Source organism: Spirillospora sp. CA-294931, from assembly GCF_050946795.1.
In the GTDB taxonomy this organism is placed as follows: domain Bacteria; phylum Actinomycetota; class Actinomycetes; order Streptosporangiales; family Streptosporangiaceae; genus Spirillospora.
In genome coordinates this window covers 2,831,686-2,844,769 of the sequence record NZ_CP192006.1, presented here as the reverse complement: position 1 = coordinate 2,844,769, position 13,084 = coordinate 2,831,686, and the positions used below count along the sequence as shown (strand labels likewise).

13 protein-coding genes are annotated in these 13,084 nt (G+C 72.0%); 1 reads left to right on the top strand and 12 read right to left on the bottom strand.

What is annotated here, in order from left to right; genetic code table 11:
- Positions 1 to 48: 48 nt before the first annotated feature.
- The 12 genes from ACQPY4_RS12665 to ACQPY4_RS12610 all read right to left on the bottom strand — a co-directional run bounded on the left by ACQPY4_RS12665 (position 49) and on the right by ACQPY4_RS12610 (position 12,447).
- Complete coding sequence (locus ACQPY4_RS12665; RefSeq protein WP_433335748.1) at positions 49 to 891, bottom strand: STM4011 family radical SAM protein; 843 nt, start codon at positions 889 to 891, stop codon at positions 49 to 51.
- The gene (locus tag ACQPY4_RS12660; protein WP_433335746.1) at positions 891 to 2,159 is read right to left on the bottom strand and encodes an STM4012 family radical SAM protein; all 1,269 of its coding nucleotides are present in this window, start codon (positions 2,157 to 2,159) and stop codon (positions 891 to 893) included. Before ACQPY4_RS12660 ends, ACQPY4_RS12665 begins: the two co-directional genes overlap by 1 nt.
- A complete protein-coding gene (locus ACQPY4_RS12655) occupies positions 2,156 to 2,950 on the bottom strand; it encodes an STM4013/SEN3800 family hydrolase (RefSeq protein WP_433335744.1) in 795 nt (264 codons plus the stop codon). The genes ACQPY4_RS12660 and ACQPY4_RS12655 overlap by 4 nt, the downstream gene beginning before the upstream one ends.
- Positions 2,951 to 3,239: 289 nt before the next feature.
- Entirely contained in the window at positions 3,240 to 4,307 is a 1,068-nt protein-coding gene (locus ACQPY4_RS12650) for an STM4014 family protein (protein ID WP_433335742.1), read from the bottom strand.
- Positions 4,304 to 5,224, bottom strand: a complete 921-nt coding sequence (locus ACQPY4_RS12645; protein WP_433335740.1) for an STM4015 family protein — start codon at positions 5,222 to 5,224, stop codon at positions 4,304 to 4,306. Before ACQPY4_RS12645 ends, ACQPY4_RS12650 begins: the two co-directional genes overlap by 4 nt.
- Before the next feature lie 67 nt (positions 5,225 to 5,291).
- Entirely contained in the window at positions 5,292 to 6,701 is a 1,410-nt protein-coding gene (locus tag ACQPY4_RS12640; RefSeq protein WP_433335738.1) for an AAA family ATPase, read from the bottom strand.
- Positions 6,702 to 6,820: 119 nt separating this feature from the next.
- Entirely contained in the window at positions 6,821 to 7,636 is an 816-nt protein-coding gene (locus tag ACQPY4_RS12635) for a MetQ/NlpA family ABC transporter substrate-binding protein (protein WP_433335736.1), read from the bottom strand.
- A 34-nt stretch (positions 7,637 to 7,670) separates the two neighbouring features.
- Positions 7,671 to 8,327, bottom strand: a complete 657-nt coding sequence (locus ACQPY4_RS12630; protein WP_433335734.1) for a methionine ABC transporter permease — start codon at positions 8,325 to 8,327, stop codon at positions 7,671 to 7,673.
- Positions 8,324 to 9,337 (bottom strand): methionine ABC transporter ATP-binding protein, encoded by a 1,014-nt coding sequence (locus ACQPY4_RS12625; protein WP_433335732.1) that lies wholly within the window; start codon positions 9,335 to 9,337, stop codon positions 8,324 to 8,326. The genes ACQPY4_RS12630 and ACQPY4_RS12625 overlap by 4 nt, the downstream gene beginning before the upstream one ends.
- 415 nt (positions 9,338 to 9,752) lie before the next feature.
- The gene (locus tag ACQPY4_RS12620) at positions 9,753 to 10,556 is read right to left on the bottom strand and encodes a DUF4097 family beta strand repeat-containing protein (RefSeq protein WP_433335730.1); all 804 of its coding nucleotides are present in this window, start codon (positions 10,554 to 10,556) and stop codon (positions 9,753 to 9,755) included.
- Positions 10,553 to 11,200 carry a response regulator gene (locus ACQPY4_RS12615; protein ID WP_433335728.1) on the bottom strand — a complete coding sequence of 216 codons (648 nt, stop codon included), beginning with the start codon at positions 11,198 to 11,200 and terminating at the stop codon, positions 10,553 to 10,555. Before ACQPY4_RS12615 ends, ACQPY4_RS12620 begins: the two co-directional genes overlap by 4 nt.
- The gene (locus ACQPY4_RS12610; protein WP_433335726.1) at positions 11,188 to 12,447 is read right to left on the bottom strand and encodes a sensor histidine kinase; all 1,260 of its coding nucleotides are present in this window, start codon (positions 12,445 to 12,447) and stop codon (positions 11,188 to 11,190) included. The genes ACQPY4_RS12615 and ACQPY4_RS12610 overlap by 13 nt, the downstream gene beginning before the upstream one ends.
- A gap of 154 nt (positions 12,448 to 12,601) precedes the next feature.
- On the opposite strand from ACQPY4_RS12610, the gene ACQPY4_RS12605 reads away from it, so the two are divergent.
- Positions 12,602 to 13,057, top strand: a complete 456-nt coding sequence (locus tag ACQPY4_RS12605) for a hypothetical protein (protein WP_433335724.1) — start codon at positions 12,602 to 12,604, stop codon at positions 13,055 to 13,057.
- Positions 13,058 to 13,084: the final 27 nt, after the last annotated feature.

Sequence of the window (13,084 nt, the reverse complement as noted above, 5' to 3'; positions counted from 1 at the left end):
CCTTGGGGCCTCTTCCCCCCTCCCCAAGGGACACCGCCCTGAGTGGCGTCAGAGGTGGGGGATGCGTTCCAGGATGCCGTTGGCGAAGGTGTCGTAGAGGCCCAGGGGCTCCAGGTGGACGTAGCCGATGTGGCAGTCGCAAAGGTCCAGGGGGCAGGGGCGGGGCGTCAGGGCGGAGCGGAATGAATCGTCGTACAGGTTGCCCAGGACGGTGGGGACGAAGTGGCAGCGGCGGACGGTGCCATCGCCGTCGACCGAGATGACGCTGTCGCCGGTGCGGCACGGGAGGCCGCGGCTGGGGTGGGGGTGGCGGCTTTGGGCGAAGAGGGGGTCGATGGACGTCCAGTCGGCCGCTTCGGCGTCGGTGTAGGTGCGGCCCTCGGCGGCGTTGACCCAAAGGTAGACCTCGGAGGGCAGTTCGGTGCGCAGGCGGCGGGCGGCGGAGAGGTGTTCGGGCTGGCCGACGACGCCGACGCTGTAGCGGACGCCGCGGGCGGTGAGGTCGCGGGTCTTGGTGAGGAAGCGCTCGTGGGGGACCTGGCCGGGGTGGTAGGTCGTCCAGAGCGCGAGGGTGGACAGGTCGGCGTCGGACGTCCAGGACGTGCGGTGGCTGAGGTTGGTCTGGATCGCGACGCGTTCGACGTGGGGCAGGTGGCTGAGCCGGATCAGGGCCTCGCGGTACCAGGAGCGGACGACGCCCTCACCCCAGGGCGTGAACAGCACCGAGATCGGGTGGTCCTGGGCTTGGATCCAGGACGTGAAACGGGCGAGGGCGGCGCGGTCGGCGCGGAGCTGGTCGGGGGTGTCGCGGCGCTTGGCGAAAGGGCAGTACGGGCAGTCGTAGTCGCAACTGGCGAGCGGGCCCCGGTACAGGATCGTCAGGTGCTCCATCAGCGGGCCTCGTACTCGTCCATGCGCCGCCGGACGCGGGACGAGAAGAGCGCCGGGCCGATCGCGTCGGAGTGGGCCAGGCCCTCGGGGGTCAGGACGATCCGGTCGGCGGTCTCGTCCAGCCAGCCGTGGTCGGCGAAGGGCGCGAGGTACTCGGCGGGGTCGTCGCCGAAGCGGTCCTTGTAGGCCGCGCGGTCGAGGCCGGACGCCTGGAGCAGCGACTGGAGGAGGTGGCGTCGGCGGCGGTCCTCGTCGTCCAGGCGGTAGCCGACGTGCGCGACGTCGAAGTCGCGGGCCCGGACGTAGTCGTCGATGATCGCGCGGACCCCGCTCGCCTCGACGGCGTACTCGAACGAGTAGTGCAGGTCGGTGGTGTAGGAGCGGGCGCCGCAGCCCAGGCCGACCATGCCGTCGGTCTGGCAGCAGTACTCGGTGCCGGTCGCGTCGCCGGGCAGGCGGAACATGCGCATGGAGACCTGCTCGTAGCCCTCGGCCAGCAGGTGGTCGCGTCCGAGGCGGTACAGATCGAGGCGCTGGGCGTCTCTCTCGTGGTCTCGGCCGGCGAGGCCGGTCTTGGGGCGGACGTACAGCGGATAGAGGTAGATCTCTTCGGGCCGCCAGGCCAGGGCGGCGTCAAGCGAGTACCGCCAGGTGGCGGGGGTCTGTCCCTTGATCCCGTAGATCAGGTCCAGGTTGAGGACGGGGAAGCCGGCCGAGCGAATCCGGTCGAGCGCGGCCTCCACCTGGGCGCGTTTCTGGGGGCGGATGGCCGCGCGAGTCTCCTCGTCCAGGAAGCTCTGGACGCCGATCGAGACGCGGGTGGTGCCCCGGTCGGCCAGGACGGTCAGCCGGTCGGTGGTCGCGGTCGCCGGGGACGTCTCGACGCCGAGCGGGATCGCGGACAGGTCGGCGAAGCGTCCGGCCAGGTCACACAGGCGCTCCAGCTCGGACGCGGTCAGGTAGGTGGGGGTGCCGCCCCCGAATGCGGCCGTGGCGAAGGCGGCGTCGCCGAGCGCGTCCTGGACGGCGTCGGCCTGGCGGGCGAGCGCGTCGAGGTAGCGGCTGGTCAGCTCCTCGGGGGCACCCGTTCGGGTGAACAGGTTGCAGAACCCGCAGCGCATCTCGCAGAACGGGATGTGGACGTAGAGGAAGAGCGTGCTCTTGTCCTCGTCGCGCCAGACATCGCGCAATGACGGCATCGGGTCGAGCGGGCGGTACGCGGTCTTGTGCGGGTAGGCGTACACATAGCCCTCGTAGGGGCTGGTCATGACAGCACGAACTCTCCGTAGGGAACGGTCCAGACGACCTCGTGGCCGATGCGGTGCCCGGTGTGGCCGTCCTCGCCGTAGGCCGTGCCGTGGTCGGAGCAGACGATCACGAAGCACGGACGGCGCATGAGCGCGAACAGCGAGGCGAGCTGGGTGTCGACGTGGCGCAGGGCGGCGGCGTGGGACTCGCGGGAGTCGTCCCGGGACGAGCCGTCGCCGTAGAACCAGTTGGGCTGGTGCAGCGCGGCGACGTTGAGCAGGAGGAACAGCCGCCGGTCCGGGGGCTCGCGCCCGATGACCTCGGCGATCCGCGCGATCTGGTGCTCCAGCGACGCCGGTTCGGTGACGCCGAACTCGGGCTCCCAGTGGCTCTCGGCGAACAGCGAGGGCAGCGCCGACCCCAGCGGGGTGCGCTTGTTGAAGAACCCGACGCCGCCCACGCACACGGTGTGGTACCCGATCCGGGCGAGGCCCGCGGGGAGATCGGCGGCGTCGAACGTCCAGGTGCCGTCGGCCGTCGTCTCGCTGCCGGGAAACGCCGCCGCGAAGAGCCGCTGATGGGGCCCCGGCGCGGCGGGCGTCGGAAGGAAGCCGGCCAGCATGGCGGCATGCGCGGCATAGGTGAAGCTCCCGGGTGTATGCCTGCGTTCCCAGCGTCCGCCGGTCAGCAATCCGGCCAGCGTCGGCGTCTCGCCCGCCGCCATGAGCTCGGCGGCCACGTCGTACCGCAACGTGTCGAGCGTGACGAGGAGCAGGTCGTGCGTACCGACCACGGCGTTCATATCCCGCATGAACCGAACCCCCGGGAAAGGTCGCCGCAGCGCGGCGAAAGCCAACGAACGCGGCCACGATCCGTCCCTGCGCGTGGGTGAGATCGGTGGCAGGCGACAGCCGTCATAGCGAGCACCCCCAGAGACCATGGCGGCGCAGAGCAGCCAGACAAACTGGGTCGCGCTCGCCACGCACGCAACGCGCGTCTGCGAGATCGGTGGAGGGCGACAGCCGTCATGGCGTGCATGGGCCGTAGCCCGCGACAGCGGGCGAGCGCGGTTCGGGCAGGCGGGCGCGGTCTCTTGGGGCTCAGAGGGGGCATGGGGCGCGGTCTCGGGTGAAGGCGGCTCGGATCTGGGCGGTGTAGGTGTCGATGCCGGGGGCGGGGCCGTCGGGGAGGCCGCGGAGGCCGGGGAGGAGGTCGCCGAAGGCGTTGACCTCGGCTACGGCGAAGCGGCGCAGGCCCACGCCGACCAGGAGGTCGACGGCGGCCATGAGGCTTCGGGGGAAGCAGGCCGCGGCGCGGGCGCAGGTGTCGAGGGCGCGGCGCCAGCCGTCCTCGCCCAGGGCGCGGCGGACGGCGTCGAGGTCGCCCCGGCGGCCCCCGAGGTGCAGGTTGGTCATGGGGGCCCGGCTCGTGCGCACGACCGCGTGGGTGGGCTCGCCCGCCACGACGACGACGCGCAGGTCGAAGGGGAGGCCGTGCATGGACGCCTTGGGCAGCCAGCGTTCGACGTGCAGGCCGTCGGGGCCGAGCGCGTCGATCAGGGCGGCGACCTCGGCCTCGGTCTCGTAGGTGCGCACGCGCAGCGAGTTGTGGAAGCCCTCGCCGTCGCGGGCGGCGGAGGTGACGGCCTTGATCCGGTCGCCGGACACCTGGAGCGCCACGACGCCGGACGCCGAGGAGCCGTGGGCCGGTTTGACGAAGACGCGCCGCTCCCCCGTCGCGGCCATCCGGGCGCGGAGCCCGGCGTAGTCGCGGACGCCGGGCAGCGCGGGCGGCACCGGGACGCCGGCGTCGCGGAGCAGCGCGTGGGTGCGCCGCTTGTCGAACATCACGGCGATCTCGTACGGGTCGTTCAGCAGGTGGGGCCCCGGCCGCACCCGGCGAAGGGCCCGGACGAGGTTCTCGTGCCAGCGCGCTCCCCCGGCGACCCGGGACGGTTCGCCCGGGCCGCGCAGCAGCGCGTCGGTCTCGGGGTCCTTGCCGGGCGAGTCGATGCGCAGCAGCGTGCCGGGGTCGGGCTCGGGGTCGGCGCCGCGCAGGACGTCCGCCCAGGGGATCACGCGGGGGACGCGCAGGCCCTCGGCCCGGCAGGCGGCGGCGAACAGCCCGGCCCGCCGGCCGCCGGGCACCCCGATGACGGTGAAGGTCATTCGGCGACCGCGGTGAAGCGCCAGTCGTCGTCGCGGTCCTGCAGGTCGTCGAGGTCGACCTCGACGCCGGGCAGGGCGGCGCGGAGGCGTTCCATCATCGTGTCGGACAGGAAATGGTGGTGCAGGTCGAGCCGGGTCAGATGGGTGAGCGGCTGGCCGGACAGCAGTGCCTCGGCGCCGCGGTCGGTGAGGACGCCCATGGCGAGGCTCAGGGTTTCGAGCCGTGCCACGATCGGGGCGCCGGCGACGGCCGCGACGACGTCGTCCTGGATCTCGGAGTTCTCCAGGCCGAGGCGGCGCAGGGCGGGGAGCCGCTCGCCGCCGAGGATCGGCGCGAGGTCGGCCACGGTCGAGTCGCCCCCGTATTCGCTGGTGCCGAGCCACAGGTCGAGCTGTTCGAGGTTCGGCAGGTCGCAGGCGGCCACCGACCGGACGACCCGGCTGGGCAGCCCGCCGGACTCGAACCGCAGCACCTTCAGGGCGGTGCTGCGGAACGGGTCGAAGCTCAGGCCCTGGGCGCCGCGCACCTCGAGCCGTTCGAGGTCGGGGAACGCGGAGATCAACGGGGTGATGTCGGAGTGCTCGATCCAGGAGATCTCCGACTCCTCGGCGGTGATGTCGCCGAAGAACAGCGAGCGCAGCCGGGGGAACCGGTCGGCCGCCGCGGCGAGCAGGGCGACCGGGTCGGCGCACTTCTCGTCATAGGACGCGCCCCAGTACCCGATGAGCAGCGCCGTGACCTGGCTCGTGTCGACGGTGTCGAGGAAGCTCGCGAAGACGTCGTCGAACGGCTTCTCGTCGAACATCGTGCGGACGGCCCAGGCCACCGAGCCCGCCGCCGAGCGCCCGTCACCCTCCTCGTAGAAGGCGGCCACCGGCAGCCCGGCGTACTCGGTGAAGTTCTCGTACACGCCCATGAGGTCCCCTTCGGATCAAATGTCGGGACCTGTCCTATCAGGCGTGGCGGACATCACGGGCGCGATTTCAGCCCTCGTTCCCGGCGGCGCCCAGAAGCCCTCGGGTCAGGGACTGGGCCGGGTCGAACATCTCACCCAGCGCGGTGTCGAAGTGATCGTCGGTGAGCACCTCCACGGACGCCGCGTCGCGCAGCGCCACCAGGACGGCCCGGCGGACCAGTTCCTTGACGAACGAGGCGGTCACGCCCTCGGTCCGGTCGGCGATCTTGGTCAGGTCGGCGTCCAGCCGCAGCTCGCGCCCGTAGAGCCGGAGCAGGCGCAGCCGTCCCTCGGCGTCCGGGCGCGGGATCTCGACGGCGAGGTCGACCCGGCCGGGACGTTCGGCGAGCGCGCGTTCGAGCGTGTCCACGCGGTTGGTGGTGAGCATGAAGACCACGTCGGCGTCGCCCGCGGTGCCGTCCATGGCGTCCAGCAGGGCGAACAGCAGCGGCTGGCTGCCCTCGTACAGGTCGCGGTCCTCGGCGACCAGGTCGACGTCCTCGACGATGACCACGGCGGGCTGGAGGCGCCGGGCCAGCGCGACCGCCGGGTCGAGGTACTGCATGGCGGGGCCGGTGAGCTGGACGACCGTGCAGCCGGTGAGGCGGCTGGTCAGGTAGCGGACGGTGTGCGTCTTGCCGGTGCCGGGAGGTCCGTGCAGGAGCAGGCCCCGTTTGAGGTGCTGGCCCGCCTTCAGCAGCTGCTCGCTGTGCTCGGCGATGCCGACGACGTGCGCCTCGACGGCTTCGAGCCGGCCGTCGGGCAGGATGACGTCGGCGGCGGCCAGGTCTGGTCTGGGCAGGAACGACACCAGCGCGTTGCCGTGGTGCTCGCTGGATCCGAAACTGAGGAACTGGCCGCGCATCACGTCGTGCTCGGCGCACAGCCGGCCGATCTCGTCGCGGACGGCCGCCGCGGTCGCGCGGTCGCGGGCGAAGACGCTCGCCACGACCGTGCGGTGGAAGTCGTCGGCGGGCCGGACGCCGATCACGACGGGGGCGCCGTCGGGTGCGGCGGCGGCCACGAGCCCGAGTGTGACGATCTCCATCGAGGTGTCGGGGCCGGTCGCGGCCGTCCCGTAGTCGGGACGTCCGAGCCCGTAGGCGCCGTTCTGGAGGGCGCCGCTGAGCATGTCGCTGATGTTCTCGTGACCGCGGTGGCGGCCCGAGATGCCGAACCATTCGGCTCCCGGGGAGCGCGCGGCCAGGTAGGCGTCGATGCCGCGCTGGAGGCTGGCGTGTTCCCACGGCCGGTACTCGTGGTCGACCTGGACGAGTTCGTGCAGCGGCGCCCCGATGTGGTCGGTGAGCCGGGCCACGAGGGGTGATTCGGCGTTGTGGTCGGCGATGCGGTTTCCCGCGAGGCGGAGCATGCGCTCCATGGCGACGGCCAGGCCGCGCGCGTCGGAGAGGGCGGGCTCTTCGTGGGATTGGGTCACGAACGTCCTCGTTTCGTCGGTGCGGTTCGTGGGCCAACCTAGGCATCGCGGTCCGCGTCCCGCGACCGAATAAACCAAAGGCCCCTCGGGGGTACCGAGGGGCCTTTGGGTCGGGCGGGTCAGGCGGAGATGACCGAGCCCTTGTACTTGTCCTGGATGAACTTCTTGACCTCGGGGCCGCGCAGCAGGTCGGCCAGCTTCTTGACGCGCGGGTCGTCCTTGTCTCCGGGGAGGGTGACCAGGCCGTTGGCGTACGGGTTGCCGTCGGGCTTCTCGGCGGCCAGGGCGTCCTTGTTGGGCGCCAGGTCGGCCTCCAGGGCGTAGTTGCCGTTGATCACCGCGAGGTCGACCTCGTCGAGCGAGCGGGGCAGCTGCGCGGGCTTGAGCGGCTTGAACTTCAGGTTCTTGGGGTTGGTGGCGATGTCCTTCTCGGTGGCCGAGGTGGACGCGCCCGGCTTGAGCGTGATCACGCCGTTGTCGGCCAGCAGCTTCAGCCCGCGGCCCTGGTTGGCCGGGTCGTTGGACAGCGCGACGGTGGCGCCGTTCGCGACCGACTTGAGGTCCTTGACCTTGCGGGAGTAGACGCCCAGGGGCTCCAGGTGGACCGGCGCGACGAAGGTCAGCTTGGTCTTCTGGGCGCTCTCGAACTCGCGCATGAACGGCACGTGCTGGAAGTAGTTGGCGGTGACCTGGTGCTCCTTGAGCGCCCTGTTGGGCTGGACGTAGTCGTCGAAGGTGACGATCTCCAGCTTGAGCCCGGCCTTGCCCGCGAGCTCGTCCTTGACGTACTTGAGGATGTCGCCGTGCGGGACGGGGTTGACCGCGACCTTGAGCGGGCCGTCCTTGTCGCTGGAGGCGTCGGAGGAGCCGCAGGCGGTCAGCCCGGCCAGCAGGCCGATCGAGGCGAGTGCGACGGTGAACTTTCGACGGAGCACGAGTCGTGCCTTTCTCTACTGGGTGGGGTGGGGGTCAGCGGTGGCCGAGCCGCCGGGCGGCGACGTCTCCGGCCATCTGGACGAGCTGGACGAGGGCGATCAGCACGACGACGGTGGCGATCATGACCTTGGTCTCGAAGCGCTCGTAGCCGTAGCTGATGGCGAGGTAGCCCAGGCCGCCGGCGCCGACCGTCCCCGCCATGGCGGTGTAGCCGACCAGGGCGATCACGGTGACCGTCAGGCCCGACACCAGGCCGGGACGGGCCTCGCGCAGCAGCACCTTGACCACGATCTCCCGCAGCGAGGCGCCCATCGCGCGGGCGGCGGCGATCACGCCGGGGTCCACCTCGCGCAGCGCGGCCTCGACCAGCCGGGCGTAGAAGGGGATGGCGCCGACGGTCAGCGGGACGATCGCCGCCGAGTTGCCGTAGGACGTCCCGGCCACCAGCTTGGTGAACGGGATGATCGCGACCATCAGGATCAGGAAGGGCAGCGAGCGGCCGACGTTGACGACCGCGCCGAGCACCTTGTTGACCGGCCGCGCGGGACGCAGCCCGCCCGCGTCGGTCAGGATCAGCAGCACGCCGATCGCCAGGCCGAACACGACGGTGAACAGGGCCGCGACACCGGTCATGTAGACCGTCTCGCCGGTGGCCTTCCACAGCAGCGGCCAGATCTCGTCCCAGGTCATGGCGTGATCTCCTCATGGTCGGCGGCCCCGCCGTGGACCTCGACGGTCAGCCCGGCGTCGCGCAGGTGGGCCAGCTGGGCGGCGTTGGCGTCCGGGACGCCCGGCAGCGCGACGCGCAGCCGTCCGATCCGGACGTCGCCGACGCGCTCGACGGCGCCGCCGAGGATGTTGACGTCGATGGCGTAGGTGCGGGCCAGCTCGGAGACGAACGGCCGGTCGGCGCTGTCGCCCTCGAAGGTGACGTCCACGACGGTCGTGCCGGGGAGCGGGTCGGGCGCGGGCAGCGGGAACAGCCCGCGCGCCAGCTCCGAGCCTGGACGCAGCAGCAGCTCGCGCACCGGGCCCGCCTCGGTGATCCGGCCGTCGCGCATGATCGCGGCCGAGTCGCAGATGCGCTTGACCACGTCCATCTCGTGGGTGATCAGCAGGACGGTCAGGCCGAGCCTGCGGTTGAGGTCGCGCAGCAGTTCCAGGATGGAGGCGGTCGTCTCGGGGTCGAGCGCCGAGGTCGCCTCGTCCGAGAGCAGCACCTTGGGCCGTCCGGCCAGCGCGCGGGCGATGCCGACGCGCTGCTTCTGGCCGCCGGAGATCTGCGCCGGGTAGGCACGGGCGTGCTCGGTGAGGCCGACCAGCTCGAGCAGTTCGGCGACCCGGGAGGCGCGCTCGGCACGCGGGACGCCCATCACCTCCAGCGGGAACGCCACGTTGCCCGCGACGGTCCGGCTGGAGAGCAGCCCGAAGTGCTGGTGGATCATGCCGATGCCCTGGCGCGCCTCGCGCAGCCGCCCGGCGGGCAGCGTGAGCAGATCGCGCCCGTCGACGACCACGCGGCCCTCGTCGGGACGCTCCAGCAGGTTCACGCAGCGCAGCAGCGTGCTCTTGCCCGCGCCGCTGCGTCCCAGGACGCCGAAGATCTCGCCCTCGCGCACGGAGAGATCGACGCCGTCGACGGCGGCCACCTCGCGCCCGCGGGTGCGATAGACCTTTCTGAGTTTTTCTATCTGAATCACAGGAAATCATCCGTGAGGGTGTCCGGGCCCGGGGTGGGGCCATGGCTCTAAGCGGTCAGGGCAGAGCGGTGTGCGTGAGCGCGGTGGCGGGCGCCGGGTCTCAGGAGAGGCCGGGCGGGTACGGCGCGTGGCTCAGCAGGTGGAGCTCGAAGCTCTGGAGGTTCATGTGCGGCTCGGGTCGGAGAGGTCGCTCGCTTCGGGGCGCGAGATTCGGTCGGGGGCCCTCAGCGCTCACACATTCGGCACGCGCACCCCATCGCCCGCATGGTCAGCGGACGGCACGGAAGGCAGGGGCGCACGGCGGTCATGTCATCAGTTAACCGGGCAGACGCAGATGACGCAAATCTGCGGGGCCGATCGTGACGCAGGTCATCCGGGACTCCGGGGCCGATCGTGACGCGCGTCATTCACCAGGTCAGCCGAGGTCGCCGCGCAGCACCCTGACCGGACCGGATCCGCTGGTCGCGCGGATGTACCGCTCCGAGGACGGGTCGTGCAGGGCGGTGTCGACCCGAGTGTCGGACGACTCCGACCGCGCGTCCACCCGATAGTAGGAGCCCGGCGGCACGGTGACGCGGATCGGGCCGCTGCCGGACTTGGCCTCCACGCGGCGGGGCGGACGGGTGAAGGCGAGCCGGAGCGCGCCGGAGTCGACCCGGGCCGTCAGCTCCGGCGAGGCCAGCCCCGTCCCCTTGATCATCCCGGAGTCGGCCTCGGCCCAGACGTCGCCGCGCACCTCGGCCATCTCCAGCAGCCCCGACGCGGCCTGGAGCCGCAGGGGGCCGTGCAGGTCGCGCACGGCGATCCGCCCGCTGGACACGGCGGCACGCACTCCGACCCCCGGAGGAACCCGCAGGTCGATCTGTCCCTCGCACTCGTCGTTGAGGTCGAGCGCCGAATCGTCGCACTCGAACTTCACGATGAGGACGTCCCCCGCGACGCTCTGCCGGACGCGGGGATCGCTCAGCACGTAACCGAGCGTCTGGTGCACACGCACCCGATCGGCCGGACCTGGCCCGATCGTGACCTCGGCCTCCCCCGCGTCCACCTGGACCTCGCGGATGGGGCGGTGGTGCTCCTGGACGCTCGTCCGCGTCCGGTGCAGCGTCCGGCCCCACGCCTGAAGGCCGATCGGCAGCAGCGTGACCAGGGCCGTGACGGCCGCCAGGAAGACCCAGACCCCGCGCCTCCCGGGTGGGCGGGGCGGCTCGGGGGTCACGTGTCCCCGTCCAGGAAGCGCAGGACCGCCAGGACGCGGCGGTGGTCGGCCCCCGCGTGAGGGAGGTCGAGCTTGGCGAAGATGCTGTTGATGTGCTTGGCGACGGCGCTCTCGCTGACCACCAGGGCGGCGGCGATCCCGGCGTTGGAGCGTCCCTCGGCCATCAGCCCGAGCACCTCGCGCTCGCGCGGCGTGAGCCGTTCCAGCGGGTCGCTGTGGCGGCGCAGCAGCAGCTGCGAGACCACCTCGGGGTCGAGGGCCGTGCCGCCGGACGCGACGCGGCGCAGGGCGTCCAGGAACGCCGAGACGTCGGCGACCCGGTCCTTGAGCAGGTAGCCGATCCCGCTGGTGTGGGCCGAGAGCAGCTCGGCGGCGTAGCGCTCCTCGACGTACTGCGACAGCAGCAGCACCGCGACGCCGGGACGCTCGCGCCGGATCATCAGCGCCGCCTTGACGCCCTCGTCGGAGAACCCTGGCGGCATCCGGACGTCCACGATCGCTGCGTCGGGCCGGTGCTCCTCGACGGCGGCCAGCAGGGCGTCCGCGTCGCCGACCGCCGCCGGAACCTCGAACCCCGAGGTCTCCAGCAGCTTGATCAGCCCGGCCCGGAGCAGGACCGAGTCCTCGGCGATCACAACGCGCACGGCAACTCCACGGTGACGGTGGTGGGACCCCCGGCGGGGCTGGTGATCCGGAACGTACCGTCCACCGAGCCGACCCGCCGCGCCAGCCCCGTAAGGCCGGTGCCCCGGGACGGGTCGGCCCCGCCCACGCCGTCGTCGCGGACGGCCACGCGCAGCACGTCGCCGTCCCGCGCGACCGTGACGTCCACCGACGAGGCGCGGGCGTGCTTGACGACGTTGGCCAGCGACTCGGAGACGACGAAATAGGCCACCGCCTCGACGGTCGAGGAGGCGCGCGGCTCGACGTCCACCCGCAGCCGCACCGCCAGCGGCACCCGGGCGGCCAGGCCCGACAGCGCGGCGTCCAGGCCCCGGTCCTCCAGCACCGCCGGATGCAGGCCGCGGATCAGGTCGCGCAGCTCGGTGAGGGCCTCCTTGGCCTCCTCGTGCGCCTCGACGATCACCTTCATGGCCGGTTCGGGGACGCCGGTGAGCGTCTCGCGGGCCAGCCCGAGGTTCATGGCCAGCGAGACCAGGCGCTGCTGGGCGCCGTCGTGCAGGTCGCGCTCGATGCGGCGGCGTTCGAGGTCGGCGGCGTCCACCACGTGGGCGCGCTTCTCGGCCAGGTCCTCCACACGACGTTCGAGCTCGGCGGCCCGGCTCGGCCCGAGCAGGACGGCGGCGCGCACGTCCAGCCTGCGCACCGCCCGCGCGATCCAGGGCACGACGGCGACCATCAGCAACCCGAGCGCCGTCAGGAAACCCACGCGGACGGGGTGGTCGACCAGGTAGAGAGAGCTGTCCGAGGGCAGCGCCCACGCGAACGCGCAGAGGCTCGCCAACGCGACGCCCGCGCCCCCGAGGAGGACGACGGCAACCCCGCCGCAGGCGACGGCCGGGCCCACGACCATGTGATACGCCAGCGCCCGCCACAGATCCTCCGAGCGCAGCTCTGACAGCAGGTCCCAGCGGCGCCCGTGCCGGGCGGGCAGCGGCGGGACGTCGACGTCCAGCATCGCCCAGAAGCGCTGCCGCTGCGCCGAGGTCAGCGGGCGCGCCACCAGCAGGACCAGCAGGCTCGACACCACCGTCAGGACGTAGGCGACCACGTCGGTGATCGGGAGCATGCCCCACAGCGCCCCGAACACCGCCCACCCGCCGAGTTGCAGCGGGACGCCGGAGGCGACGAAGACGCTGTCGCGCCGGGCCTGCGGCGACCACGGAGCGTGCGCCGTCGCCAGCCGCCATCGCGGGGTCGGGGTCGCCATGCGGCAACCGTATTGCCCCAGTTGGGCGTCCGCCATGCGGCCTGGTGCAGGTCCGGGGGTGAAGCCAGTGCCACCCCGATTCGGATAGCGGCGTTACTGAAGGTGACGCGCCGCTCGACCACGCTTGGCGGAGTGCCTAATCGAAGGAGCCCCAATGGTCGCCGTCGTGACCCGCAACACCTCCCCCGCACGCTCTATGGGATGGGGATTCATGGCCGGTGGAGCGGCCCTCGTCCCGTGGATGTGCGTGCTGGCGGCGCGCCTTCCGGCCACCACCCAGGTCGCGAATTGGTCGACCGCCTGGATCGGCCTGGACGTCATGCTCGCCACCGGACTGCTCAGTACCGGCTATTTCCTCACCCGGGGAGACCAACGTTACGGATTGACAGCCGCCGCTACCGGAGCGTTGCTGCTGATGGACGCCTGGTTCGATGTGACGACCGCGACATCGGACACCGACCGGACGTTCGCCCTGGCCCTGGCCATCGGCCTGGAACTACCGCTGGCGGGGGTTTGCGCGACACTGGCGGCACGGGCACTCGGCCGTGACGGAAAGGCGCGCAAACAAGACCCGCGCAACCAGGTGAAACCAGGAGCCGCCGACCTTTAGAGTGATGCCCACATAAAGGGCCCTCCC

Bases quoted from the DNA above. Each gene is read 5' to 3' on its own strand.
- ACQPY4_RS12665 (WP_433335748.1), bottom strand. From the start codon at position 891: ATGGAGCACCTGACGATCCTGTACCGGGGCCCGCTCGCCAGTTGCGAC.
- ACQPY4_RS12660 (WP_433335746.1), bottom strand. From the start codon at position 2,159: ATGACCAGCCCCTACGAGGGCTATGTGTACGCCTACCCGCACAAGACC.
- ACQPY4_RS12655 (WP_433335744.1), bottom strand. From the start codon at position 2,950: ATGCGGGATATGAACGCCGTGGTCGGTACGCACGACCTGCTCCTCGTC.
- ACQPY4_RS12650 (WP_433335742.1), bottom strand. From the start codon at position 4,307: ATGACCTTCACCGTCATCGGGGTGCCCGGCGGCCGGCGGGCCGGGCTG.
- ACQPY4_RS12645 (WP_433335740.1), bottom strand. From the start codon at position 5,224: ATGGGCGTGTACGAGAACTTCACCGAGTACGCCGGGCTGCCGGTGGCC.
- ACQPY4_RS12630 (WP_433335734.1), bottom strand. From the start codon at position 8,327: ATGACCTGGGACGAGATCTGGCCGCTGCTGTGGAAGGCCACCGGCGAG.
- ACQPY4_RS12610 (WP_433335726.1), bottom strand. From the start codon at position 12,447: ATGGCGACCCCGACCCCGCGATGGCGGCTGGCGACGGCGCACGCTCCG.
- ACQPY4_RS12605 (WP_433335724.1), top strand. From the start codon at position 12,602: ATGGTCGCCGTCGTGACCCGCAACACCTCCCCCGCACGCTCTATGGGA.